This is a genomic window from Burkholderia sp. Ax-1719 (assembly GCF_011753055.1).
In the GTDB taxonomy this organism is placed as follows: Bacteria; Pseudomonadota; Gammaproteobacteria; order Burkholderiales; family Burkholderiaceae; genus Paraburkholderia.
The window spans coordinates 350,602-374,307 of sequence record NZ_VWWJ01000005.1 but is presented as its reverse complement, the minus strand read 5'-3'; the positions used below and the strand labels follow the sequence as shown (position 1 = coordinate 374,307).

General features: G+C 60.3%; 24 protein-coding genes. 12 read left to right on the top strand and 12 right to left on the bottom strand.

All coding sequences use genetic code 11. The features are described 5' to 3' along the window. Positions 1 to 100: 100 nt before the first annotated feature. Positions 101 to 334: a hypothetical protein gene (locus F3J17_RS13235; protein ID WP_027815329.1), complete on the bottom strand. Its 234-nt coding sequence runs from the start codon at positions 332 to 334 to the stop codon at positions 101 to 103. Between the two features lie 317 nt (positions 335 to 651). Here F3J17_RS13235 and F3J17_RS13230 point away from each other — a divergent pair, with 317 nt between their 5' ends. Further along, positions 652 to 1,104, top strand: a complete 453-nt coding sequence (locus tag F3J17_RS13230) for a DUF3005 domain-containing protein (protein WP_167058694.1) — start codon at positions 652 to 654, stop codon at positions 1,102 to 1,104. 534 nt (positions 1,105 to 1,638) lie between these two features. Next, entirely contained in the window at positions 1,639 to 2,343 is a 705-nt protein-coding gene (locus tag F3J17_RS13225; protein ID WP_167058843.1) for a LuxR family transcriptional regulator, read from the top strand. Here F3J17_RS13225 and F3J17_RS13220 read toward each other — a convergent pair. Next, complete coding sequence (locus F3J17_RS13220; RefSeq protein WP_167058841.1) at positions 2,327 to 2,656, bottom strand: XRE family transcriptional regulator; 330 nt, start codon at positions 2,654 to 2,656, stop codon at positions 2,327 to 2,329. The genes F3J17_RS13225 and F3J17_RS13220 overlap by 17 nt on opposite strands. A gap of 168 nt (positions 2,657 to 2,824) precedes the next feature. On the opposite strand from F3J17_RS13220, the gene F3J17_RS13215 reads away from it, so the two are divergent. Beyond that, positions 2,825 to 3,415: an acyl-homoserine-lactone synthase gene (locus tag F3J17_RS13215; protein ID WP_167058691.1), complete on the top strand. Its 591-nt coding sequence runs from the start codon at positions 2,825 to 2,827 to the stop codon at positions 3,413 to 3,415. Positions 3,416 to 3,575: 160 nt separating this feature from the next. Here the strand turns inward: F3J17_RS13215 and F3J17_RS13210 are convergent, their stop codons facing one another. Further along, positions 3,576 to 5,123 (bottom strand): MFS transporter, encoded by a 1,548-nt coding sequence (locus tag F3J17_RS13210; RefSeq protein ID WP_167058838.1) that lies wholly within the window; start codon positions 5,121 to 5,123, stop codon positions 3,576 to 3,578. A 392-nt stretch (positions 5,124 to 5,515) separates the two neighbouring features. On the opposite strand from F3J17_RS13210, the gene F3J17_RS13205 reads away from it, so the two are divergent. From F3J17_RS13205 to F3J17_RS13195, 3 genes are all read left to right on the top strand, one after another. Beyond that, entirely contained in the window at positions 5,516 to 5,986 is a 471-nt protein-coding gene (locus F3J17_RS13205; protein ID WP_167058688.1) for a universal stress protein, read from the top strand. A 175-nt stretch (positions 5,987 to 6,161) separates the two neighbouring features. Beyond that, the gene (locus F3J17_RS13200; RefSeq protein ID WP_167058685.1) at positions 6,162 to 6,917 is read left to right on the top strand and encodes a helix-turn-helix domain-containing protein; all 756 of its coding nucleotides are present in this window, start codon (positions 6,162 to 6,164) and stop codon (positions 6,915 to 6,917) included. A 139-nt stretch (positions 6,918 to 7,056) separates the two neighbouring features. After that, the gene (locus F3J17_RS13195; RefSeq protein WP_167058682.1) at positions 7,057 to 8,337 is read left to right on the top strand and encodes an SUMF1/EgtB/PvdO family nonheme iron enzyme; all 1,281 of its coding nucleotides are present in this window, start codon (positions 7,057 to 7,059) and stop codon (positions 8,335 to 8,337) included. Between the two features lie 219 nt (positions 8,338 to 8,556). On the opposite strand, the gene F3J17_RS13190 is transcribed toward F3J17_RS13195, so the two are convergent. Further along, positions 8,557 to 8,997 carry a DMT family transporter gene (locus F3J17_RS13190; RefSeq protein WP_167058679.1) on the bottom strand — a complete coding sequence of 147 codons (441 nt, stop codon included), beginning with the start codon at positions 8,995 to 8,997 and terminating at the stop codon, positions 8,557 to 8,559. A gap of 161 nt (positions 8,998 to 9,158) precedes the next feature. Between F3J17_RS13190 and punR the strand changes: the two genes are divergently transcribed. Then, positions 9,159 to 10,061: a DNA-binding transcriptional activator PunR gene (gene punR / locus F3J17_RS13185; RefSeq protein WP_167058676.1), complete on the top strand. Its 903-nt coding sequence runs from the start codon at positions 9,159 to 9,161 to the stop codon at positions 10,059 to 10,061. A 26-nt stretch (positions 10,062 to 10,087) separates the two neighbouring features. Here the strand turns inward: punR and F3J17_RS13180 are convergent, their stop codons facing one another. Then, on the bottom strand, positions 10,088 to 11,194 hold the full coding sequence (locus F3J17_RS13180) for an FAD-dependent monooxygenase (protein ID WP_167058673.1): 1,107 nt from the start codon (positions 11,192 to 11,194) through the stop codon (positions 10,088 to 10,090). Between the two features lie 222 nt (positions 11,195 to 11,416). Between F3J17_RS13180 and F3J17_RS13175 the strand changes: the two genes are divergently transcribed. Then, positions 11,417 to 12,091, top strand: a complete 675-nt coding sequence (locus tag F3J17_RS13175; protein WP_167058670.1) for a TetR/AcrR family transcriptional regulator — start codon at positions 11,417 to 11,419, stop codon at positions 12,089 to 12,091. Between the two features lie 30 nt (positions 12,092 to 12,121). Here the strand turns inward: F3J17_RS13175 and F3J17_RS13170 are convergent, their stop codons facing one another. Next, positions 12,122 to 12,928, bottom strand: a complete 807-nt coding sequence (locus F3J17_RS13170) for an IclR family transcriptional regulator (protein ID WP_167058667.1) — start codon at positions 12,926 to 12,928, stop codon at positions 12,122 to 12,124. Between the two features lie 128 nt (positions 12,929 to 13,056). On the opposite strand from F3J17_RS13170, the gene F3J17_RS13165 reads away from it, so the two are divergent. The 4 genes from F3J17_RS13165 (at position 13,057) to F3J17_RS13150 (ending at position 17,752) form a co-directional block, all read left to right on the top strand. Continuing rightward, positions 13,057 to 14,040, top strand: coding sequence for a hydroxymethylglutaryl-CoA lyase (locus tag F3J17_RS13165; protein ID WP_167058664.1), 984 nt, complete (start codon positions 13,057 to 13,059; stop codon positions 14,038 to 14,040). Continuing rightward, entirely contained in the window at positions 14,037 to 15,311 is a 1,275-nt protein-coding gene (locus tag F3J17_RS13160; protein WP_167058661.1) for a CaiB/BaiF CoA-transferase family protein, read from the top strand. The genes F3J17_RS13165 and F3J17_RS13160 overlap by 4 nt, the downstream gene beginning before the upstream one ends. 82 nt (positions 15,312 to 15,393) lie before the next feature. Next, positions 15,394 to 16,707: an MFS transporter gene (locus tag F3J17_RS13155; RefSeq protein ID WP_167058657.1), complete on the top strand. Its 1,314-nt coding sequence runs from the start codon at positions 15,394 to 15,396 to the stop codon at positions 16,705 to 16,707. Positions 16,708 to 16,735: 28 nt separating this feature from the next. Then, a complete protein-coding gene (locus F3J17_RS13150) occupies positions 16,736 to 17,752 on the top strand; it encodes an amidohydrolase family protein (protein ID WP_167058654.1) in 1,017 nt (338 codons plus the stop codon). Between the two features lie 80 nt (positions 17,753 to 17,832). On the opposite strand, the gene F3J17_RS13145 is transcribed toward F3J17_RS13150, so the two are convergent. From F3J17_RS13145 to F3J17_RS13120, 6 genes are all read right to left on the bottom strand, one after another. Next, positions 17,833 to 19,287 carry a methylenetetrahydrofolate reductase C-terminal domain-containing protein gene (locus F3J17_RS13145; protein WP_167058651.1) on the bottom strand — a complete coding sequence of 485 codons (1,455 nt, stop codon included), beginning with the start codon at positions 19,285 to 19,287 and terminating at the stop codon, positions 17,833 to 17,835. A 121-nt stretch (positions 19,288 to 19,408) separates the two neighbouring features. Continuing rightward, a complete protein-coding gene (locus F3J17_RS13140) occupies positions 19,409 to 19,918 on the bottom strand; it encodes a flavin reductase family protein (protein WP_167058648.1) in 510 nt (169 codons plus the stop codon). 187 nt (positions 19,919 to 20,105) lie between these two features. Then, positions 20,106 to 21,134, bottom strand: a complete 1,029-nt coding sequence (locus F3J17_RS13135) for a methionine synthase (protein WP_345891189.1) — start codon at positions 21,132 to 21,134, stop codon at positions 20,106 to 20,108. 26 nt (positions 21,135 to 21,160) lie between these two features. After that, positions 21,161 to 22,144 carry a DUF1852 domain-containing protein gene (locus F3J17_RS13130; protein WP_167058645.1) on the bottom strand — a complete coding sequence of 328 codons (984 nt, stop codon included), beginning with the start codon at positions 22,142 to 22,144 and terminating at the stop codon, positions 21,161 to 21,163. A 183-nt stretch (positions 22,145 to 22,327) separates the two neighbouring features. Beyond that, complete coding sequence (locus F3J17_RS13125) at positions 22,328 to 22,996, bottom strand: epoxyqueuosine reductase QueH (protein WP_167058642.1); 669 nt, start codon at positions 22,994 to 22,996, stop codon at positions 22,328 to 22,330. Between the two features lie 213 nt (positions 22,997 to 23,209). Then, positions 23,210 to 23,512 carry a hypothetical protein gene (locus F3J17_RS13120; protein WP_167058640.1) on the bottom strand — a complete coding sequence of 101 codons (303 nt, stop codon included), beginning with the start codon at positions 23,510 to 23,512 and terminating at the stop codon, positions 23,210 to 23,212. Positions 23,513 to 23,706: the final 194 nt, after the last annotated feature.

Sequence of the window (23,706 nt, the reverse complement as noted above, 5' to 3'; positions counted from 1 at the left end):
CGACGGCAAGAGCGCCCATCGCATGGAAGTGTATCGACCCCAGAGGTTACCGCTTTTTGGAATAGTTCGCCGAAGGTGCCCTGGGCGACGCCTCGCAGGATCAGAGCGTCACGCTGCTGGCGTCGATCCAGCGCACGGCCCAGTCGCGCGCATGGGCGATGGCGGCGGCTTCGTCTGGAAAACGTAGTTCGGCGGGGAAGAAACGGTTGGCAACCAGCTCGCCGTCGCTGGAGCGCGAAATCACCACATAGGGTTGATACGTGCCGTCGCCGGCGCGTGCGGGCGCGCAATTGAGCAAATAGCCGCGATGCGTGAATGCAGCGTCGAAGTGCATGTGTCTCGTCCGCCCCTGACTGCCTTGTCCGTTTTCGTAGGCGCGACAGGATCGTGCGGCAAAGCCACAGCGGCGATCCTCCGTGGGACCGTCTATCTAAAGCGCGCCAACTCGTTGAAAGAGGATCATACTCCGAGGAAATACGGCGATCCAACGAAAAAAATCCGCGGCGGCTGGAAGCGTTTTCCTGGCGGTCGGGCTTGCTTTTCCGCCGGATTCTGGGTCCACAGCAAGCGCGCTGGAACGGCTCTTGCTCGGCATCGGTTAGCAGGTTGCAGCAGACACTTTTTTGCCCCTTTCCTCCTGGAGGACAGACCATGGCTCCTTCCGATGGCACCCGTCGTCCGGCGTCCATGCCGGCCCCCACCGCGCCGCCGCGCAGCGCGGAATCGCACAACGACCGCACCCATGACAGCACCGTCGACACCGACGGGAAGAATCGCGAAGCCGCGCGCCTGGCCGGCGCTGGGTTGATCGGCCCCGATGAAATCACTAACAGCAATGCTTCGCTCGACGACAGCGTGCCCGAAAGCGGCGACGGACTGGCGGGATTCGACAGCCGCGGCCTCGCGCACCGCATGCCGTTTGCCACCCAGACCGACTTCGAGGCCGTGGACCTGGGCATGACCGCCGCGGAAATACCCTACGAACTCGACGGCGAACTCACCGATTCCCGCGTGCCGGTGCAACGGCGCAGCCCCGGTCGGCTGCACTACGCCATGAACCATCTACGCCCAACGCGCGTTTTCGAGTTGCACCGCAAGAATTGACGCGCTGCAATACAGCGACGCATGCATGCCCGCATGACGAACGTGTTTCGGCATGCGGTTGTGTTGCGTTTACCGCAAATTTGCAAACCGGTTCAAACTTTATGCGTTTTGAATAACAAAATCGCCGGGTGCAAAAAAATGCATCCGGCGAATGACGGTGAGTGGCCGATTAAGGCAATGCAGTCGGTAACGATTATTGCCAATTACGATTTAGCGATTTGCTAAATCGGTAATGAAAGCTGAAATGCAATTCCGCCCTATCTTGCTGTAAGCACGCATAGACAGGTCAAACACGCACTTTTGTTCAGAAACGTCCCGTTTTACGTCAGGGACTTCCCCAAAGGCCGGGCAAATCCCTGGCGCAAAGCCAGCATTGCCAGGGGATAAAGGCGATCATTGCGGAATTTAGTGATAAATTGTTACATCATAAGAAGCGAGGCTAGCAAGGGCAGCAGCATATCGCCCGAGTGACGCCTGCGGTCTGGCCCACCGCCGATGGAGAGTCTTGACGTGCCTCTACATTTCATTGAGCAGATGTCTTCCGTGCTCGACGCACCCGAGGATTCGGCGTGGTTCGACGCGGTGTCTCAGCTCGCCAGTTCGTGGGGTTTTGGCCAGGTCATGCTGGCGATCCTGCCGCGTCCCGGTATGCGGCTAGAAGACGCGTTCATCCGGACGAATTACTCGTCGGCCTGGCGGCAATCCTATAACGATCACAACATGGCGTATTTCGACCCGACCGTCGCGCACTGCACGACGCGGTCGTCGCCGTTGATCTGGTCGCCGGAACTGTTTGCCACCGAGCAGCAGCAAACGATGTACGAAGAAGCCCGCGCCCACGGGCTGCGCGCCGGCATTACCCTGCCGATCCACGGCCCGCGCCAGGAGGCGGGCATGCTGTGCTTCGTGAATGATGCGAGCCCGTCGGACTCGTTCTGGCAGGACGTCAACCGTGCGCTGCCCAATCTCGTGCTGCTGCGCGATCTGGTGCTCGACACCAGCCAGCGGCATCTGAGCGACCACGCTCAATCGCTGATTCCCAAACTCACGCCGCGCGAAAAAGAATGTCTCAAGTGGACCGCCCTCGGCAAGTCCACCTGGGAAATTTCGCACATTCTCAACTGCTCCGAAGCAGTCGTGAACTTCCACATGAAGAACATTCGCGGGAAGTTCGGCGTGAACTCACGGCGTGCGGCTGCCGTGATTGCTACCCAGATGGGTCTTATTGACCCGGGCTGAGCATCATCATCGACGATGACGGCAGGTCCGGACGGCGCAGCACGCGCTCGGCACGGCCAAGATCGCCATCGGAAATCGTCTTGTTGAAGTAAAGCCCCAGCAGAATCGAAACCGGCGGCGGAATTTCCGCGCCCGATTCAAAACGGCTGCCGCGCGACTGCGTCACGCCGAACCGCGCCCAGAAACGGCGCTGGCTTTCTTTCTTCTTTTTCCGATACGCGATGATCAGGACACGGTCGATTACCGACGAGAGGTCCCCCGCATTGTGAAGGGAGTTCGTGCCCGCCTGCCATTGATTGTCCAGAAGTTCCATTTTGTATCTCGCTGTCAGATATGCCTGTTGAGTGACGCCGCCCAGCCATTCTCCTGAACTGCCCCTCCCTGCGCACCTACCTATCTGGATAGGTGTTTTTTTATATCCAATACGCATAGCTTTCGATCCATACCGCTGCCCCCTCCACACCAAAAAGGGAGAGTTGTCATGCAAGCTGCGATTCGGATCGGACTGCGTCAGGAATTCGACAACGAGGACATCAACGAGATGTATCGACTGCGGGCGCGGGTGTTCCGTGACCGCATGGGCTGGGATATTCCCACCATCGCCGGTATGGAAATCGATGGGTATGACGCACTTGGACCCCACTACATGCTGATTCAGGATGGAGGCGGCAAGGTTCGGGGCTGCTGGCGTCTCATGCCCACCGAAGGACCCAACATGCTGCGCGACACCTTCCCACAGCTTCTGCATGGCAACGATGCGCCAACGGGTCGCAACATCTGGGAACTGAGCCGCTTCGCCATTGAATCCAGCAACGAGCAGGCCTTTGGATTTGCGGAAGTGACGATGCGCGCGATCCATTCGCTGGTCTGGTTCGCCGACCGCATGGGGATTTCGCGCTACGTAACGGTCACGACGACGCCGATCGAGCGCATGCTGCGCCGCACCGGCATCGAAGTGGGACGCCTTGGCGCGCCGGTGCGCATCGGCGTGGAAAACGCCGTGGCGCTGGAAATCGCGGTCAGCGCCCAGACCCGCAATGCGCTCTTCGGTCAGATGGCCGACGCTGCTTGATGTCGTCGCAATGTCGAAAATCGACCTGTTTTTCGTGTCGCGATCCGCGGCACCCGTCAGCTAGCTTACACTTTTGTCTGACGAATTGTGCCGAAGGTGGCCGAAACCACCGCAGCGGGCGGATCGCTTGCACGATCAACACGTGAGATAAAAACGACAGTTATTCCGGTTCGGCCGGCGTATCCGCCGGTGCAGATGCGGCGGCGCGGCCGAAACGGATATGCGAAATGCGGCGTACACACAACGCCGCAACCAGCGCGGCGAAGCCGGTTAGGCCGATACCCAAATGGATGGCATCGACCAGCACATGCCGCACCGCCTCGATCAACGCCGCGCCATCGAGGCCCGCCGCCTTCATATGGAGCGTTAGTCCGTCGCGCAGCGCCGGATCGATCAGCACGCGCGGGTCGGACAGTTGCGGCTGCCAGCGCGCCGCGCCTGGTGCGCCGAGCACGGCAAGCGCGTCGCCAATGCCCGCCGCATAACGATGGTTCACGATCGTCGCCACGATGCTGGTGCCGAGCATGCCGCCCACCATGCGCGTCGATTGCAGCAGCGCCGTGGTAATGCCAAATCGCTCGCGCCCGGCAATCTCCTGGCCGAAGATATTGAGATTGTTGAGGATGAAACCGAGTCCGATGCCCACCGCGGCCATCGAGAGTTCGAGCCACAGATAAGACGTGCTGCGCGTGGTAAACGCCAGTCCTACCGAAGCCGCCACTAGCAGGCCGAAGCCGACGCTCAGGATGGCAGTCGGCTTTTTCAGGTGAATCACGATGCGCGTGTTGACGAGGCTGCCCAGCGCGATACACGCCGCGATCGGCGTTGCCAGCAGGCCGGCCTGCTGCGGCGACAGTCCGAAACCGCCTTGCAGCAGCAGCGGCGCAAAGAAGATCAGCGAGAACATCACGAAGCCGGACAGCGTCGACAAGGTAAATAGCGTGACGAGCTGCGGGTCGCGAAAGAGATCGAGCGGAATGATCGGGTGCGTGGCGCGCCGCTCGCACACGAGCAGCGCCGCCGCGCCGATGGCGACCAGCACGATCAGCACGAGATTGCCCGTCGTCAGTCCGTCTTTGGGCACTGCCTCGATGACAGTCTGAAAGCCGCCCAGCACGAGCGCGACCAGCACCGCTCCGGTCCAGTCGATCCGCACCTCGCCCGTGCGCGCAGGACGATAAGCCGGCAGATGGGCCCAGATGAAGTACAGCGCCAGCGCGCCCACCGGCAGATTGACCATGAAGGTCGAACGCCAGCCGAAATGCTCGGAAAGCCAGCCGCCCAGTGACGGCCCCGCCGCCGTGCCGATGCCGTAGGCCGCCGCCATCACCACCTGCCAGCGCACGCGGGCGCGCGGGTCAGGAAACAGATCGGGGATCGAGGCGAACGCGGTGCCTACCATCATGCCGCCGCCCACGCCCTGCAACGCGCGCGCCGCCGCCAGGAAGCGCATGTCGGTGGCGAGGCCGCACAGCACCGAAGCCACTGTGAACACAATCACGGCCGCCAGCACGAAACGCTTGCGCCCAAAATAATCGCCGAGCCGGCCGAACACGGGCACGGTCACCACTGACGCCAGCAGATAGGCGCTCGCGATCCACGCGTAATACTGGAAACCGTGCAGTTCGGCGACGATCGACGGCAAGGCGGTACTGACGACGGTCTGATCGAGCGCGACCAGCATGTTGACGAGGCCGATGCCGAGCATGGCCAGCAGCGCGTCGCGAAACGGCAAGGGGGAATGGGTAGAAGTCACGATCAGAAGGGCTGCGGCGCGGACGTGCCGCGGAAATGCCGGCGGAATACGAAAGAGACGCAACGATAACGGCCAGGCGTTGTCGGCGCAACCAGACGAATTCACGCCACCATGCCGCGGCGGCCCTTCCCCGTCAGCTTATCCCGACAGAACGCGGCTGTGGCTTCCGACGCAGCTTCCCTTGATCTCCTTCATCCGACTTCCACATTTCATACAGCGGCGCTGCATCTTTTTAACTGATCCATTAAGCTCAATACAGATCGATACAGGCCGCGCAAGACCGCCCTCGCAGGTTACGAACGCGCGGGCGGTGCGCATCCCCGTTCAACTCAAGCGGAGGTTCCATGTACAAACGCATTCTGGTCGCGGTCGACGGCAGCGAAACGTCGCGCCGCGCCTTCGAAGCCGCGCTCGACCTGGCGAAAGCGATGGGCTCGACCCTGCAGCCGTTCTATGTGATCGAAAACACGCCGATGTATTTCGATGCGCCCGGCTACGACCCGTCGATCCTGCGCAACCAGATGATTGCCCAAGGCAATGAGCTTGCCGAAGACATGAACAAGGCGTTGAGCGCGCGCGGCGTGCAAGGCGCGATGGTGACGGGCGAAGCCTCTTCGCTCGACGACGTCCCCACGCTGGTGCTCAACGCAGCGAAGGCCCAGGGCGCGGATCTGATCGTAATGGGCACGCATGGGCGGCGCGGTTTCCAGCGCCTGATCCTTGGCAGCGTGGCCGAGCGCTGCGTGCGTCAATCGACGCTCCCCGTGCTGCTGATCCCGACGGCCGCTGGCGCGAGCGAAACCGACGCGGAATAAGAAGATAAGCCTGGAAATCACACCTTTCGTCGCCGACTTGCGCCTGATCATTTTCCGCGAAAGCGGCTTCTGACAAGGCGCAAGCGGCTTCATCTCAAAAGCGTGGCGTTTTGTCGCCTTTTTAAGATTTGAACGCGGTCAAGATTGCTCCGAAACCGATCACAGGAGCAAGCCGATGCTGACCTCGACCGACGTTACCCACACCACCGTGCGCCGCTCAGGCCGCACTCCCACCGCCAGCCCGCGCACCACGGCCCGCTGCTCAAGCTGCGCGATGCGACATCTGTGCATGCCCCAGGGGCTGTCGCTGGACGATCTGCCAAAACTCGAAGCGCTGATCTGCAACGCCCGCAGCGTGCGCCGCGGCGAATCGCTCTATCGCGCCGGCGACCCGTTCGACACGCTCTATGCAGTGCGCTCGGGTTCGCTCAAGACCGTCATGGCTCATCGTGACGGCCGCGAACAGGTCACGGGGCTGCGCCTCGCCGGCGACCCGCTCGGCATCGACGGCATCAGCACCGACTTCCACACCTGGAGCGCCACGGCGCTCGAAGACAGCTCCGTGTGCATCATCCCCTACTCGGCGCTCAAGCACATGTGCCGCGAAACCAGCGCGATGCAGGACCGCCTGCACCGGCTCATGAGCGACCAGCTGATCCGGGAATCGTCGCAGATGATGGTGCTCGGCTCGCTTTCTGCCGATGAACGTGTCGCCGCCTTCCTGCTCGACGTGTCCAACCGCAACGGCCAGCGCGGTTACTCGTATGCAGAATTCAACCTGCGCATGACGCGCGAGGACATGGGCAGTTACCTTGGCATGACGCTAGAAACGGTCAGCCGTACCCTGTCAAGATTTCAAAAGCGCGGCCTGATCGACGCCCAGGGCAAGCTTATCCGCATCATCGACCTCGAAGGCCTGCGCCACCTCTGAACCACTGGCATCAAGCCTTGCGCCGCGCGCCGCCCTTCCGGGCGGCGCGTTCGCTATTGCATACGAAGGCGCGTTGGCACAACTCCTGCGCAGCGGTTACATTCTCAAACACACCGCTCAAGTCTGGAGACTCGCCGCAATGCAGCTCCCGCTCACGCCCACGCTCGCCGCCCGGCTCGCCGCAGCCCGCGCCGCCAGTGACGCCCTCTTCGAGATCGTCAAACCCGAATTCCTGTACGAGCGCCCGATTCGCGAGCGCCACCGGATCGTTTTCTATATCGGGCATCTCGAAGCCTTCGATCGCAACCTGTTAGACCAGCGCCTGTTCCACCTGCCATCGGCCGAAGCGCGCCTCGATCAGTTGTTCGCTTTCGGCATCGATCCCGTCGATGGCGGCTTCCCCACCGATACGCCCGCCGACTGGCCGCACATGAACGCCGTGCGCGCCTATGCACGCGACGCGCGCGAGCGCATCGACGAACAACTCGCTGCGCTCGACTTGCCGCACGATGCACCGCAACACGAAACGCCGGCCAAACTGTTGAACGTGGCGATCGAACATCGCCTGATGCACGTCGAAACCCTGGCCTACATGCTCCATCAACTGCCTTTCGCACAAAAGCAGGCGCCCGACGGAGCGCGCGAAATCGCCGACCATCTCTATTCGGAGAAGTCCGCCACCGTCAGCGTGCCTGCCGGCCGCACCGAACTAGGCATGACGCGCGAACGCGGCGTGTTCGGCTGGGACAACGAGTTTGGCGAGGAACAGGTGGAAGTGCCCGCCTTCGAGGTCGACCGCTATATGGTGTCCAACGGCGCCTTCCTCGACTTTGTCGCCGACGGCGGGTATCGGCGCAAAGCGTTGTGGGACGACGCCAACTGGGCATGGAAGGAAGCCGAGGGCATCGAACACCCCGTGTTCTGGATACGCGATACGAACGGCTCCTGGCGTTTGCGAACGATGTTTGAGGACATCCCGTTGCCGCTGGCGTGGCCGGTCTATGTCAGTCACGCCGAGGCGACCGCGTTCGCGCGCTGGCGCGGCGCACGCCTGCCGACCGAAGCCGAATGGCAGCGCGCGGCGCACGGAGCGCTGCCGGGCGCGACGGATAACTTCGATTTTCGTAACTGGAATCCCGTAGCCGTGGATGCATCGCCGGACAGCGCGAGCACCTGGGGCGTCGAAGGGTTGTACGGCAATGGCTGGGAATGGACTTCCACGGTGTTTGGCCCGCTGCCTGGATTCGAAGCGTTTCCGTTTTACGAAGGCTATTCGGCGAATTTTTTCGACGGGCAGCACTACGCGATGAAAGGCGGGTCCTCGCGCACCGCTGCGTGCATGTTAAGGCCGACGTTCCGTAACTGGTTTCAGCCGCGATACCAGTATGTGTATGCCGGATTCCGGTGTGTGAGTCGCTGAGGCGAACAGGGCATGAGTCGAGCACATTACGCTCGATCCGCTTTATAAGCGTAACGACACGCAGGCTGCGCCTGATTCAGGCGCAGCCACAACCGCTTAGTATTTCGAATTAAATCACTGCGAAACCTTCACCATCCAGTAGATTCCTCAGCGCAAATTTCCTCGCTCTACCTCATTGCCATTCAATCGTTGCGAGAATACTTGTTGGCGAGGTTGTCCTCACTTCGATGCAAGCCAGACACCGGCGATGATGGCCCCAATGCCCGCGACACGCGTGATTTCAAGCGGTCGAGCCGTGGCGCCGAACCAGCCAAAATGATCGAGCATGACCGACACGGCGAATTGCGTCGCGACGATGATCGTGAAAGCCGTGGTCAATCCCAGCCGCGAAGCGGTGTAACCGATCGATCCAGCGATCACGAGCCCGAGCGCGCCAGCTGAAAGCGCATACCATGGCACTTCCGTCCACGCCTTAAGGTTGCCGCCCTGCAGTGCGAGCAGCAAGATCAACGCGATCATGGCCCCGCTGATGTAGTTCACGAAGATGCCGCCGGTGGTGCCGATGCTCCTTGCCATGACGCCCATGAACTGGCCTTGTAGCGCTACCGCACAGCCTCCGAGCGCGGCAATCGCGCCCAGTCCAATGATGTTGTTTGCCATAAACCCTCGTCAAAAGATTGCCGTCGATGTGAGCGAATCCGGCGCGAAAAGCAGCATGTCGCCGAATACTGCCCGTAACAGTATCGATGTCCGAGACCCCTGCGTGAAACGGTATATTTTCACGCGTTGCGTCAAAGGAATTCACATCAAGGAGCCGTGCATTGCTGTCTATCGAATCACTCCAGCTTGTCGAGTTGATCGCGCGCACCAGCAGCTTCACCGCCGCAGCAAAAGCGCTGCATCGCGTGCCTTCTGCCGTGAGCTATGCAGTACGCAACATCGAGGAAGATCTCGGCGTCGTACTATTTACGCGCGAGCATCGTAGCGTTGCGCTCACCGATGCGGGACGGCACTTCGTTGCCGAAGCGCGCGGCATGCTCAACAAAATGGACGAAATCCGCCGCGAAACGCGCCGTGTTGCGAACGGTTGGCAGCCCAGTCTGTCGATTGCGCTGGACAACATCGTTTCGAGCCATCGCATCAACGCGCTCATGGCCGACTTCTATCGTCACTTCGACAATGTCGAGTTGATCGTACGCATCGAAGTTTTCAACGGCGTGTGGGAAGCGCTCGCGACCGGACGCGCCGATATAGCGATCGGCGCGACCACGGCCGTACCGGTTGGCGGCGAATATTCGTTCCGCGACATGGGTTCTATCGAGTGGGCATTCGTGCTTAGTCCTCAACATCTTCTCGCAGGCGCACAGGAGCCGCTGGAACCCGAGCAGCTCGCGACCTTTCCCGCAGTCTGCCTGGAGGACACATCGCGGGAAATCCCTCGCCGGGATACGTGGCTGCTGCCCAACCAGCGCCGCCTCGTGGTGCCGGACTGGCAGCGCGCCATCAACTGCTTCGTGGAAGGACTCGGCATCGGTTATATGCCTGTTCACCTCGCGCGCGCGTTGATCGAATCGGGCCAACTGGTCGAAAAGAGCGTCTGCCATCCGAAGGCCGCGAGTCCCTGCTGCGTCGCGTGGCACGGACAAAAGACGCCGCCTGTCCTGTTATGGGTGCTCGACTATCTAGGTGACAGCAAGAAGTTGCACGCGGAATGGATTTCCTGATTGCGCGCCGCACAACCCTCCCCGTTTCACCGACGCGACGCCCGATAGCCGTCGTTCAGCATCCAGTGACTAAAGCGCGCATATTCCAGCGCGTACCCGGCTGCGTCCTGCACCATTTCCACCGCGTAAGCCAGTTCGCGCACGCGTGCATAGTGAGGAATCCGATTGCTTTCGTACGCCTGCAACGCCGCGCGCAAGTCGTCATGATGTTGAAGCGCATCGGTCAATACCCGAATATCCTCGACGCCGAGCGTCCCGCCCGCCGAAATATGCGGCGATAGCGCATGCGCCGCATCGCCGATCAACGCAACACGCGAGGACGTCCAGCGCGGCAGCGGCGGCACGAACATGATAGGGTTATGCAGGATCTGGGTTTCCGGCGTGCGCTCGATCAGCGCAATCAGCGCATCGTTCCAGCCGGTGTCGTTCATCAGCGCGGCGCGGCGCAACGCTTCTTCCTTCTTCGTGCCGGTGGGCGGCACGCTGTCGAACTGGTTGACCATCCATACGACCTGGTCGCCGTAGGTTCGCGTGAAGCCGCCTCGCACGCGCTGATGCCCCACGGTCAGGACGGTGCCTGCAGCCGGCTCGTCGCCAGCCGCGAGCATGCCGCGCCACACGTGGTGTCCTGTATGGGCCTGCGCGGGATATCCGGGCACCAGTTGCGCACGTACCGCCGAATACGCACCATCGGCGCCGAGCAGAAGATCGGCGCGCTCGACGCTGCCGTCGTCGAAGGTCACGCTGACGTGATCCGCTTCTTCGGAAAACGCGACCACCTTGGTATTGAGGCGAATGTTGTCGACGCCCACCGCCGCCGCGAGCCGGCGATTCAGTTCGGGGCGCGGCACCAGCAGAAAGGTGTGATCGACCGGATCGAAGCCGGGCGCCCTGTGTGGCTCGCCGCCCGCATCGTAGAACCAGGTCTCGACCGTCGTGCCAATCGACTGGATCGCGTCGCCAACGCCGACCTCCGCGAACACATCGAGCGCATTGCGCCACAAGCCAATTGCCGCGCCCGCCGCGCGAATCTCCGACGCCTGCTCGCAGACCAGCACGTCCCAGCCGATCGACCTGAAGGCGATGCCCGAGGTCAGCCCAACGATTCCGCCGCCTGCGATGATGACGCGCATGATGATTCGCTCCGTGAATTAGTGACGTAAGTCGTGCGTTTCGTGAAAAGATGCGAACTAGCATATGAGCGATCGCTCGCGCTGGAAACTCGCATCGCCACGCGGCTTACGAAACGATTGCGGCCTTGCGCGACGGCGCAAAGCGGCTGACATTCAACGGTATGAGAGCAGGCCCGAAATGCGGGCTCACATTTTCTGCGCTGTCTTCACCGGCTGAGCACCATGCGTCAGACAAAAACACCGCCCACCGCGAAGAAAACCGCTGCGCCCGGCCACGGCGCGAAGCCCGCTCTCGCTACGTCGCGCTCGCCGCGCAAGCTGCCGCTGCAGCCGCGAGCGAATGCAACCGTATCCGCGATACTGGAAGCGGCAGCGCAGATTCTGGAAACCCAAGGCCTGGAGGCGTACACGACCAACGCCATCGCCGAGCGCGCGGGCGCCAGCATCGGTTCGCTTTATCAGTACTTCCCGAACAAGGCGGCGCTCACGCAAGCACTGATCGAACGCGAGGACAGCGCACTCGGCGCGCGACTGACGACCTTGCTCGATCAACCGTCGGGGATTGGCCTGCTGCGGGCGTTATTGAAGATCGCAGTCGAGCACCAGTTGCAGCGCCCGGTGCTCGCGCGCCTGCTCGACGCTGAAGAAGCGCGGCTGCCGCCTCGCCAAAGCGCACAACCGCTGCACGCACTGTTGATGTCGATCTTCATTCGCGCGTTGGGCGAAGCGCGACTGGCTCGCGAGCCGCGTCTGCCACAAGACCTCTTTGCCATCATTCACGGCATGGTGGACGCGGCCGGGCAGCACGGGGAAGACGACAGCGACGCGCTGATCGGGAGGATAGAACGCGCCGTGTGGGGCTATCTGCGTATCGAAGACGAGCCAGTGTCGCGATGAAGCTGGATAAGAGTGCTTATCCAGGCGTGCTTAGCGCGCGCATTCCGCAATGCTGGCATCGAACCGGCCACCTTTGCCGCCCAGCGCCACGGTCGCGCGCTTTGCGCTATCGAGCAACGCCACCACGGCGGCATTGATGATGGCCGGCGTGCCAAACCTCGCTTTCGGTCCGGATAGCGTAAGCGCGCCCACCACCTCACCCGCCGCGTCAAACACAGGCACGGAAGCCGAAGCGGTCTCCGGATCGCGTTCGCCGTAGGACGCGGCCCAGAGTGCCTCGCGCACCTCGTTCCAGCGCGTATCGTGCGTCTCGGTAAAAGCAAGCAGCACCTTGCCCGACGCACCCCGGTCGATCGGGAACTCCTCCCCGACGCGGATCGACACTCTCACGCTTCGCGTCGGTTCGACGCGATACAGCACCAGGCGACGATCGCCCTGCCGTACGTAAAACGACGCGGTTTCTCCCAGATCGCGGCTCAACTGCTGGAGCAGCGGTTCGATGACCGGCCCCACCTGGAAGGATCGCTGATAGAGCGCGGCGAGGCGTAAGGGCTGATGGCCAACGCCATACTGCCCGTCGCTTAACTTGCGGATGAAGCCGCCGTGTTCCAGTGCGGCCAGCAAGCGCAGCGTCGTGCTTTTGTACAAACCCGTGCGGCGCGACAGTTCGCTGAGCGTCAACTGATCGTCCGTCGGCCCGAAGGCGTTGAGGATCGCAAAGGCCCGGTCAAGAACGGCCACGCCGCTGGAATTTTCCCCGGCCTGATCCGATGGTGCGGCCGTTGCAGGCGCTTCCTCGGTGCCGTCGTGTGGTGTCGTTGAGTTCATAGGCGTCATCGTAATGTTCTATCTGATAGAACTCAAGTTCTATTTTCTGGGTTTACCCTCCTTTCGGGCACCTGCACTTCATTCTATAGTTCTCTTCAATAGAATTTAGGTCTATCTGATAGAACACAGGTGAACGAATGGGTACGTCAAATCCGAAAGTGCTGATCAGCGAGGTTGGACCGCGCGATGGCCTCCAGAGCATCAAGAGCGTCATGCCCACCGCGGCCAAACTGCAATGGATCTCGGCGCTTGCCGCTGCCGGGCTCAAGGAAATCGAAGTGGGCTCCTTCGTGCCCGCGAAGCTGTTGCCGCAGATGGCCGACATCCGCGAAGTCGTTGCGCATGCGCTTTCGATTCCGGATCTGCACGTCGCCGTGCTCGCGCCGAACCTTCGCGGCAGTCAGAGCGCGTTCGAAGCCGGCGTGCATAAGGTCACGCTTCCCGTTTCGGTGACCAACGAACATTCGCTCGCCAATATCCGCAAGACCACGGAGCAGATGATCGAAGAAGTGCGCAATATCGTCGCGCTTCGCAATGCGCAGTTTCCGGGCGTACAGATTGAAGCGGGTGTCTCGGTTGCCTTTGGCTGCACGATCGCAGGCGTCGTGAGCGACGATCAGACGATGCGCATGTGCGAGGCCATGGCCGAATGCGGCGTCGACGAAATCGGGCTTTCGGATACGAGCGGCTACGCCAATCCGGCCCAGGTGCGCCGACTGTTTCGCAGGCTGCAAACGGAATTCGGCGCCAAGGCGGGCGGCGCCCATTTCCATAACACCCGTGGCCAGGGTCTGGCCAATGTCATCGCGGCGCTCGAAGTGGGGGTCACGACGATCGATTCCAGTCAGGCCGGTCTCGGCGGCTGCCCGTACGCGCCCGGCGCGACCGGCAACATCGTGACGGAAGACCTGGCGTTCCTTCTCGAAGCCATGGGTTACGACACGGGTGTGGACATCGACAGCCTCATCGCCGCGCGCGCGATTCTGGCCAGCGCGCTGCCCGGCGAAGCGCTGTATGGGCACGTGCAGGACGCGGGGCTCCCCAAGGGCTTCGTGTATGCCGATGGCCGCGCACCCAGCGCGCCGCAACCCGAAGGCTGCCTGATTGGAGTAGCGCAATGAGCGACGCACACGCAAACCAGAATTTGCCGTATAGCGGCCTGCGCGTCGTCGAGATGACGCATATGGTGATGGGCCCGACATGTGGCATGGTGCTGGCCGATCTGGGCGCGGAAGTGATCAAGATCGAACCGATTGCTGGCGACAGTACCCGCGCGCTGCGCGGGTCGGGTGCGGGCTTCTTCAGCACGTTCAACCGCAACAAGAAGAGCATTGCCGTCGACGTGAAGGATCCGCGCGGCGTGGAGATCGTTCACAAGCTCCTGGCCGGTGCGGACGTCTTCAGCGAAAACTTCAAGAGCGGCACGATGGACAAGCTTGGCCTGGGATATGCGGCGCTGTCCCGACTCAATCCGCGTCTGGTCTACGTGTCGCACAAGGGCTTTTTGCCCGGTCCCTACGATCACCGCACCGCGCTCGACGAGGTCGTGCAGATGATGGGAGGCCTGGCCTATATGACGGGACCGGACGGCAGGCCGTTGCGCGCCGGTACGAGCGTCAACGACATCATGGGCGGCATGTTCGGCGCTATCGGCGCGATGGCGGCGCTTGCCCAGCGCGAACGCACGGGCCGCGGCCAGGAAGTGCAAAGCGCATTGTTCGAGAACAATGTGTTCCTCGTCGCCCAGCACATGATGCAGTACGCCGTGACCGGCAAGGCCGCGGCGCCCATGCCAAGCCGTATTTCAGCCTGGGCGGTCTACGACGTGTTCTCGGTCAAAAACGGCGAGCAGATTTTCCTGGCGGTGGTGTCGGACACGCAATGGGCGCTCTTCTGCGACGCATTCGGGCTCGCCGATCTCAAGGCCGACGCGCGCATCGCCACCAACAATCAGCGCGTGCAGGCCCGCGAATGGTTGCTACCGCAACTTCGCAAACATATGGAAGCGTTCACTGCCGCTGAAATCAGCGAAATCTTCGAACGATGCGGGCTTCCGTATGCGCCGATCACGAAACCGCAGGACCTGTTCGACGATCCGCATCTGCTAGCAACCGGCGGACTGGCCGAGGTGACGCTGCCGCCTGACGCGAGCGGCGCGGGACACGCCATCACAACGAGAACTGCGCTGTTGCCATTGACGCTCGGTGGCGAGCGGCTGCACCTGCGCGCGGCGCCGCCGTCACTGGGTCAGGATACCCAGGCACTTCTCTCAGGTTTGGGATACACGCCAGAGGATCTGCGACAACTGGCCGAGGCCGGTGTCGTCAAATGCGGGGACGCCCAGCCGGGTGATGCCTCGAATCCTTCGGCGAACGAACTCGCCAGCGCCTGACGTAGCGACGAACACCGCGAATCCATGAGCCGCAGAGGTCGGCATGACCTTCTGCGCGCCGCGATTCGTCCGGAGACGAAACATGACATCCATTTCATCGAGCCTCGCGGCAGGCAGCGCGGAGCGTTCCACGCTTGAGCAGTCCGCAGTCAGAAAGGCCGCGTGGCGTTTCATCCCACTGCTTGCGCTGGCGTACTTCTTCAACTATCTGGATCGCACGAGCGTCGGGTTTGCGGCGTTGACGATGAATCGCGATCTGGGTCTGAGCGCGACGCAGTTTGGCTGGGGCGCGGGGATCATGTTCGCCGGCTACTGTCTGTGCGAGGTGCCGAGCAATCTCGCGCTTTACCGTTTCGGCGCGCGCCGGTGGCTCGCACGCATCATGATCACGTGGGGATTCTTCGCGGCGGCCACCGCGCTCGCGGTCGGGCCCAAGAGTTTCTACGCTATCCGGCTGCTGCTCGGTATTGGCGAGGCGGGCTTTTTTCCGGGCGTAATCTTCTTTCTCGCGGTCTGGTTTCCGGCCAGCTATCGCACCCGCGTGCTCGCGTGGTTTACCGTCTCCACGCCTTTGTCGTCGCTGGTCGGCGGTCCTCTTTCGGCATGGCTGCTCCACATGGACGGTGCGCTGGGACTGGCAGGCTGGCGATGGATGTTCGTCGTCGAGGGATTGCCTGCCTGCATACTCGGCTTTCTGGTGCTGAAACTGCTGGCCGATAAGCCCGCCGACGCAACATGGCTCAGCCAGGAGGAACGCCAGGCCCTGCAAGGCGCGTTCGATCGTGAGGGCGCATCTCGCCAGAAGGAGAAAAATTTCGTCGCGGCATTGCGGGACGTACGCACGTACATCCTGGCGATGATCTCCTTTGGCTTCACGATGGGCTCATACGGTATCGGCATCTGGCTGCCACAGATGTTCAGAGCCCACGGAATGAGCGTGACGCAGACCGGCTGGATGTCCGCCGTGCCCTACTTCTTCGCCACCATCGCGTTGCTCTGGTGGGCAAGACGCGTCGACCGTCGCGGCGGCCCGATCGCCAACCTCGCTGCCGGGCTGCTGATTGGCGCCATTGCGCTAGGCGTGTCGACGTATTTCGACCAACTGCTTCCGGCGATGATCGGCATTACGCTGGCGTTGATCGGCACGATCGCAGGACGGACGATTTTCTATACGCTCCCGGCGCGCTACCTTTCCGGGCAAGCGGCAGCCGGCGGTCTGGCATTCATCAACTCGATCGGCGCACTGGGCGGCTTTGCCGGCCCGTACCTGGTGGGCTATCTGAAGGACAGTTACGGTACGTTCGCGTCAGGGATGATTGGACTGTCCATCGTTCTTGGCATCACGACCTTGCTGACCTTGTCCCTGTATGCCTTCGGTCGCGCAAAGCAGTCTTGAGACGTTCGCATAAAAGGAAACGTACTTCGTGAGCACCAACGGCAACTATCTTCCTGTGCGGCCCGAATGGCTTGCTTCCGGCACCGAAGCCGCGCTTGAGCCTGACATGCCGATCATCGACGCCCATCACCACTTTTACGAGCGGCCTGGCTGGACCTATCTACTGGACGACTATCTCCAGGACGCACGATCGGGCCATAACATCACGGCGTCGGTGTACATGCAGGCGTTGACACGATATCGCTCATCGGGCCCGGAGGCGATGCGGCCCGTCGGCGAAATTGACTATGTTGCAGGCGTGACTGCGCCTCTACAAAGCAGCCAGGAGCAGATTGCGAAAGGCATGGTCGGCTATGCGGATCTGCGTCTGGGATCGGCGGTGCGTGCGGTGCTTGAGGCCGAACTGGACGCTGGCGATGGTCGTTTGCGCGGGATCCGGCATCTGGTCAGTTGGGATGCGGACCAGACCCTGGTCAATCCCCTGTCCGCCGCGCCGCGAGAACTATTGCTCGACCCGGCTTATCGCGCAGGTGTCGCACAACTGGCGCCTCTTGGACTGACCTACGACGCCTGGCTGTTCTTCCCGCAATTGCCCGAATTGCTCGACCTCGCAAAAGCCTGCCCCGATACACCGTTCATCATCAACCATTGTGGCGGCGTGGTTCGCATCGCCAGCTACGCATCCCAGCGCGCGGAAGTGTTCGATACATGGTCCCGTTCGATGCGTGAACTCGCGCGGTTGCCGAATATCTATGTGAAGCTGGGCGGTCTGGGTATGCGCATCAACGGCTTCGAATTCGATAAGGGTGAGCGGCCACCCTCATCGGATCAGCTGGCGCAGGCGTGGAAACCGTGGATGCATACCTGCATCGAGGCATTCGGTGCGCAACGTTGCATGTTCGAGAGCAACTTTCCCGTCGATAAGGGTTCCTATCCATTCAGCAATGGGTGGAACGCGTTCAAAAAATTAACTTCGCAGGCAAGTACCGATGAGCGGGAGGCACTGTTCCGGGGAACCGTGAGCAAGGTCTATCGGCTCAAGTAAGCCGCAGGAACGCGGGCGACCGTTGCAAACGGATGCATTCATGAGGGTGAGACCGGACGACGTCACTCTTAGCGTTCGTTTCAACGCTCTGGCATCGAATCGTCTGGCTCGAACCATTCTGGCCATGAACTCCGGTGCCGGTCTTCTGCTTCGATGCAGGGAATCAACGTTTGCGCCAGCACAGGTAATTGATCGGCGGATTTGGCGATCCGGTATTTGACACTGTGCACGCACTCACGATCGCCAAATTCGCAGCGATTGAGCCGGGTTCCGCCGCAAGGGCCGTTTGCCAGGCCTTTGGGGCAAGTCTCGGGGCAGACGTAAAGGGTATCCTGCAGGCGGCAGCGGCCGCAGGTATCACAGCCGACCAGCGGCCGTTTGACCGTCCGCTCGACAGCATGTAGCGCATGCGCCGCCACGCCGGTCTTCCAGATCGGCCGCGTCACGCTCCAGCCAAAGGCGCTGCCGAGCCATCCCGAGCGGTTGAAAAGCTGGCCATGGATTGTAGAGAGCAACGCGTAACGCAACCGCTCCCTACGCGTGGCGGTGACGTCGGATTGCCCCAGTTCCCAGGCAGCGCTTTCGGGGGAGAAGCCGACTTCCGGCGCCCCGGGCATCTGCCAGCTTGCATGCCATCGCTCGGACCAATCGGATAGTGAGGTGATGCTGTCCCGCTGCACGGTGATCGACTGCTCCAGCGAACGCAGTTCGTCGACCGTATGCACGCCGGACAGGTGGACGCCGGCATAACCCATCAATTGCAGACCCACGATCTGCAGCGCCAGGCGTTTAAGGCTTCGTGCGCTGGCATACGCTTGCGATACCTGCTGTTCTCTGTCCAGCAACTCGCGCATGGATTCGGTAATGACGACGCCGGGCACCGCCTGGAGGACGGCCGCGCGCTTGTCGGTCAGCCTCATCACACAGGCCAGCATGGGTTTCGTCTGAACCTGAGCGCGCATCCAGGTCTGCGCTTCAATGTGTTTGGCGGCGTCAAAACCCAGTTGCAGGGTAAGGAAATCAGCGCCAGCCAGAAGCTTTTTCTGCGCCTTCAGATACTGGGCGCCGCCCTCTTCTTCGCGGTATTTGAACGGGTTCAACGCAGCGCCCAATAGCCAGTCCGGGCAGTGCTCACGAGCAATCTGCAACGCCGGCACCGACTCCAGATAGCGCACTGGCGCCTGAGCGGGTAGATGGCCTGGCAAGCGATCGCCGCTGAGCAGCAGCAATTGCTTCAGGCCACGGGCCTTCATCGACGCGATCTGTAGCAGCAGGTCTGCACGCTCGCGATCCTTACCTGAAAAGTGCAGCAAGGACGAGGGCGCATTTCCCAACGCTTCAGCGCCTTCCAGAGGGCTCAAGTCCGAGTGCAGGCCGACACGATCGGCGAAGGCTGGCATCAACGGCCAGCCTGCCAGATGTCCGCGCTGCACGATCTGCTCAAGCGCGGCCTGGCGCGAAGGAGACTGTTGAGGAACGACCTCTAGCACGCAAACGAAGCGTCCTTCGTTCAGCGCCTGTTTCAATGAACTCAAGACAGCTCGATACGTTGTGAATCAGAGGGGAATTGTTGCCGCAGCCACTTCCTGATCGTGCGGAGCAACGACGGTGATGATTGCCAGCAGCAGGCTGGCATCATAGAAGAAGAGCAATCGCTCAAACCGCGCCGTGCGCAGCAATGTTGCGATATTGTCCTTTGAAATACAGCAATGGCTGCGTCGCAGCCGCTTCTTGCAGATTCAGCGCCTTCACTTCACCGATGACGATCAGGTGATCACCTGCCGCGTGTTCGGCATAAATTTCGCAGTCAAGCCAATGCAGGCTGCCCGCAATGATGGGATTACCCAGCGGCGACTCCTGCCATTCGACTCCGTGCCATTTGTCCGTGCCTCGTCGGGCGAACTGGTTGGAGATCTTGATTTGCTCTTCCGACAGGATATTGACCGCGAATCGACCTGCCTCGCGGATCCGGGGATAGCTGGCCGAGTTGGTCATTACGCTGAATGACACCAGCGGCGGGCTCATCGACACGCTATAAAACGACTGGCACGTGAAGCCAATCGGCTCGTCCTCGATGTGCGATGTAATCACCGTGATACCGGACGCGTAGTGCCCGAGCGCTTCGCGAAAGCTCAATGGCTCGATAGCGGTACTGGAAAGTGACATAGTAGGAACTAGATACAGGGGCCGGCCGGAAGGCATTACACCATTTCGATGGTGAGCGCAGCGTAACTCTGGATACTCGGGCAACCTGGGCGGCGCATCTCCACAGAAGATTCAGGGAGTTTCTTTACCCCCTGCAAACGACGCCACCTTCGATTCCCGAGCATCACTTCCGACTGCAGTTCTCGAATTAGTTCGAGAGTTCGTTGCGGACGATTTCTGCGCCCGCGCTCAAGGCTTCCAGCTTGCCCTTCGCGATTGCGCGAGACAGCGGAGCCATGCCGCAGTTGGTGCACGGATAGAGCTTGTCGGCATCGACAAACTTGAGTGCCTTGCGCAGGGTATTGGCGACTTCTTCCGGCGTTTCAATCGTATTGCTCGCCACGTCAATGGCGCCCACCATCACCTTCTTGCCGCGAATCAGCTCGATGAGTTCCATCGGAACGTGAGAGTTGTGGCATTCCAGCGAGACCATGCCGATGCTGGACTTTTGCAGCTTGGGGAAAGCCTCTTCATACTGCCGCCACTCCGAACCCAGCGTCTTCTTCCAGTCCGTATTGGCCTGGATGCCGTAGCCATAGCAAATATGGACCGCCGTTTCACACTTGAGCCCTTCGATGGCGCGCTCCAGCGTGGCAACGCCCCACTCATTCACCTCGTCGAAGAACACATTGAATGCGGGTTCGTCAAACTGAATGATATCGACGCCGGCAGCTTCCAGTTCCCGCGCTTCCTGATTCAGGATTTTGGCGAATTCCCACGCCAGCTTTTCGCGGCTCTTATAGTGATCGTCATACAGCGTGTCGATCATCGTCATCGGGCCAGGCAGCGCCCATTTGATGGGTTGCTTCGTTTGCTGACGCAGGAATTTCGCATCTTCGACAAAGACCGGCTTCTGGCGGGCAACAGCACCCACGACCGTCGGCACGCTCGCATCATAGCGATCGCGAATTCTAACGGTCTTGCGGTTCTCGAAATCGACGCCGTCCAGGTGCTCGATAAACGTGGTCACGAAATGCTGACGCGTCTGTTCGCCGTCGCTGACGATATCAATGCCCGCGTGTTGTTGTTCTTGCAGCGACAACCGCAAGGCATCCTGTTTGCCTTCGACCAGTCCTTCGTCCTGCAATTTCCACGGTGACCAGAGTTTCTCGGGTTCTGCAAGCCAGGAGGGTTTGGGCAAGCTGCCAGCAGTCGACGTGGGAAGCAATTTTTTCACAATAGATGACCTTGCGTTTTGATTCATTAGAGAGCGTAGTTAGCGGACCACTGCTCAAGAACTGTCTGATAGGGTTTGATGAATTGCTCCTCAGCAAACCTTCCCTGTTCGATAGCCAGCCGACTGCGTTCTTCGCGATCGTAAACAATGCGGGTAAGCGAAAAATCCTGGTTCTTCAGGCTAGGCTGATAGGACTTTCCGGCTGCCGAATTCGCGTTGTAAATCTCAGGCCGGTAGATCTTCTGGAAGGTGTCCATCGTGCTGATGGTGCTGATAAGCTCAAGATTCGTGTAATCGCCGAGCAGATCGCCAACAAAGTAAAAAGCCAAAGGCGCCACGCTATTCGGCGGCATGAAATAGCGAACCTTCAAGCCCATCTTCCGGAAATATTCGTCGGTCAGCGAATATTCGTCCTGCAGGTATTCGACACCCAGTACCGGGTGCTGATTTTCAGTCCGAAGATAGGTCTTGCTGCTCGATACACTGAGGCAGATCACAGGCGGTTTGGCAAAGTGCTCTTTGTAAGCGCTTGAATTCACGAAGCTCTTGAACAGCTTGCCATGCAGATCCCCAAAATTATCCGGCGTGCTGAAGCTCGGCTGATCCTTGTTGTGCTCCAGCAAGATCACGCTAAAGTCATAGTCCCGCACATAAGAGGAAAAGTTATTCCCCGCAATGCCTTCAATGCGCTCACCGGTTTTTCGATCGACAATATTCGTTTTCAGAATTTCGATCAAAGGAAGAGCTTTGACACTGCTTTCACCATCAATATTCATTTCGACAGAAATGATCTCAAGATTGACGGCATAGCGATCGCCTTTAGGATTGTCCCAATGCGCGAGCGCATTGAAACGATTGTCAATCATCCTGAAGGTGTTGCGCAGATTTTCCTGGCGGCTCGCGCCTCTAGCCAGATTGGCAAAATTGGTGGTGATGCGCGTGTTATCTGCAGGACGATAGTCTTCGTCGAAGCAGATGCTCTTGATAGCGAACGTAAAATCTTTACTCATTGGGATCTGGAAACCTGAATTCTGATTCGAAGCGATCGGTTAATTCTTGCGTTTCCAGAATTTTATGCTACGCCATCCATGAATAAAAATGAATTGATTTCATGCAACCATTAGCCGTTTTCATGAAGCAAGCTACGTGCTGGATCGCCGTAAAGCTTGCCCGGCTGGGTCCAGACGCCGACTTCAGGATTCGGTTGCAGCGTCGTCGCCGTAGAACTTCACGCCCAGTTGAATGCGCTCGCGGCCGCTTTCCACGCGATGCCGATTGGTATCGCGTAGCGAATAGACGCAGCCGCAATATTCTTGCTGATAGAAGTTTTCTCGCTTGCTGATCTCGATCATGCGGGCGGATCCGCCTGCTTTGCGCCAGTTGTACTCCCAATACATCAGGTCAGGATAACGGGACGCAGCACGCACGCCGCTTTCGTTGATCTGCTGCATGTTCTTCCAGCGGGAGATGCCTAGCGAACTGGTGATGACCGGAAAGCCATGCTCATGCGCATAGAGCGCCGTGCGCTCAAAGCGCATGTCGAAGCACATCGTGCAGCGGATGCCGCGCTCCGGCTCATGCTCCATCCCGCGTGCGCGTTCGAACCAGTTATCCCGGTCGTAATCGGCATCGACAAACGGAATGCCAAACTTTTCGGCAAAGCGGATGTTTTCGTCTTTGCGCAGTTCGTATTCCTTGAGCGGATGAATATTCGGGTTATAAAAGAAAATCGTGAAGTCGATGCCCGACGCCACCATGGCTTCCATGACTTCCCCAGAACATGGCGCGCAGCACGAATGCAGCAGCACCTTGCTCTGGCCGCCAGGCAGTGGGAGAGGTTTGCGGTTATCGATTGATGTCATGACATCTCCTATCGCTGAAACGTCACGCAGGCTGAGGCGAGACCGGCATGCTTTCGCAGCGGCGCTTGTCTTTCAGGCCGCGCGGGAAACGCTCAATTTGCTGAGGTAACCCGCGATTATCCTGGACCGCCTGTTATTCGACTATGGATTATTCTTCATATATCCATTAGTTCCATTCATCGAAAACCGTTCGTTGGCCGCTCCCCGCGTTCGCTACCGTAGCTGGGGAAGGACCGCTTTCCGGATGAGCGCGAAGAGCGCTGCGTCTGCTTCGGTCGCTTCGGACCGTATTTGCGTATAGCGCGGTGAATCGGGCCACGTATCGGCGAGCGCGCCCTGTGTGCGCGAACTTGCGGCCCAGGCTTCGGCAATACCGGACACCGCCGGCCGGTCATGCGCGAGCAGGTAAGACACGACAATACGCCCGACTTCTTCGTAGAGCGGCCAGCATTCTTCCGCATCCGATTCAAGCATCTTCATGAGCCGCGCGATCTCGGCACTCTCGTTGATCGTCATGTCGCTTTTCTTCGAAGAAAACCCCTGGCAACGTCGTCGTTGAGGAGCGTGCACGGCCTCCACGACCCTCTTTACCGCCGTCCCGTTAAAACAAACAACGTTCGGACGGAGGAGCGATTTTAGGGCTTATCTTCAATGAAGAAAAATGGCATTATTTCATCTGTCCATTAGTTTTCTTCATTCTTTTCCGGTCT

Coding starts and splice junctions, on each gene's coding strand:
- F3J17_RS13235 (WP_027815329.1), bottom strand. CDS start 334: ATGCACTTCGACGCTGCATTCACGCATCGCGGCTATTTGCTCAATTGC.
- F3J17_RS13230 (WP_167058694.1), top strand. CDS start 652: ATGGCTCCTTCCGATGGCACCCGTCGTCCGGCGTCCATGCCGGCCCCC.
- F3J17_RS13225 (WP_167058843.1), top strand. CDS start 1,639: ATGTCTTCCGTGCTCGACGCACCCGAGGATTCGGCGTGGTTCGACGCG.
- F3J17_RS13220 (WP_167058841.1), bottom strand. CDS start 2,656: ATGGAACTTCTGGACAATCAATGGCAGGCGGGCACGAACTCCCTTCAC.
- F3J17_RS13215 (WP_167058691.1), top strand. CDS start 2,825: ATGCAAGCTGCGATTCGGATCGGACTGCGTCAGGAATTCGACAACGAG.
- F3J17_RS13210 (WP_167058838.1), bottom strand. CDS start 5,123: ATGCTCGGCATCGGCCTCGTCAACATGCTGGTCGCGCTCGATCAGACC.
- F3J17_RS13205 (WP_167058688.1), top strand. CDS start 5,516: ATGTACAAACGCATTCTGGTCGCGGTCGACGGCAGCGAAACGTCGCGC.
- F3J17_RS13200 (WP_167058685.1), top strand. CDS start 6,162: ATGCTGACCTCGACCGACGTTACCCACACCACCGTGCGCCGCTCAGGC.
- F3J17_RS13195 (WP_167058682.1), top strand. CDS start 7,057: ATGCAGCTCCCGCTCACGCCCACGCTCGCCGCCCGGCTCGCCGCAGCC.
- F3J17_RS13190 (WP_167058679.1), bottom strand. CDS start 8,997: ATGGCAAACAACATCATTGGACTGGGCGCGATTGCCGCGCTCGGAGGC.
- F3J17_RS13180 (WP_167058673.1), bottom strand. CDS start 11,194: ATGCGCGTCATCATCGCAGGCGGCGGAATCGTTGGGCTGACCTCGGGC.
- F3J17_RS13175 (WP_167058670.1), top strand. CDS start 11,417: ATGCGTCAGACAAAAACACCGCCCACCGCGAAGAAAACCGCTGCGCCC.
- F3J17_RS13170 (WP_167058667.1), bottom strand. CDS start 12,928: ATGACGCCTATGAACTCAACGACACCACACGACGGCACCGAGGAAGCG.
- F3J17_RS13165 (WP_167058664.1), top strand. CDS start 13,057: ATGGGTACGTCAAATCCGAAAGTGCTGATCAGCGAGGTTGGACCGCGC.
- F3J17_RS13160 (WP_167058661.1), top strand. CDS start 14,037: ATGAGCGACGCACACGCAAACCAGAATTTGCCGTATAGCGGCCTGCGC.
- F3J17_RS13155 (WP_167058657.1), top strand. CDS start 15,394: ATGACATCCATTTCATCGAGCCTCGCGGCAGGCAGCGCGGAGCGTTCC.
- F3J17_RS13140 (WP_167058648.1), bottom strand. CDS start 19,918: ATGTCACTTTCCAGTACCGCTATCGAGCCATTGAGCTTTCGCGAAGCG.
- F3J17_RS13130 (WP_167058645.1), bottom strand. CDS start 22,144: ATGAGTAAAGATTTTACGTTCGCTATCAAGAGCATCTGCTTCGACGAA.
- F3J17_RS13125 (WP_167058642.1), bottom strand. CDS start 22,996: ATGACATCAATCGATAACCGCAAACCTCTCCCACTGCCTGGCGGCCAG.
- F3J17_RS13120 (WP_167058640.1), bottom strand. CDS start 23,512: ATGACGATCAACGAGAGTGCCGAGATCGCGCGGCTCATGAAGATGCTT.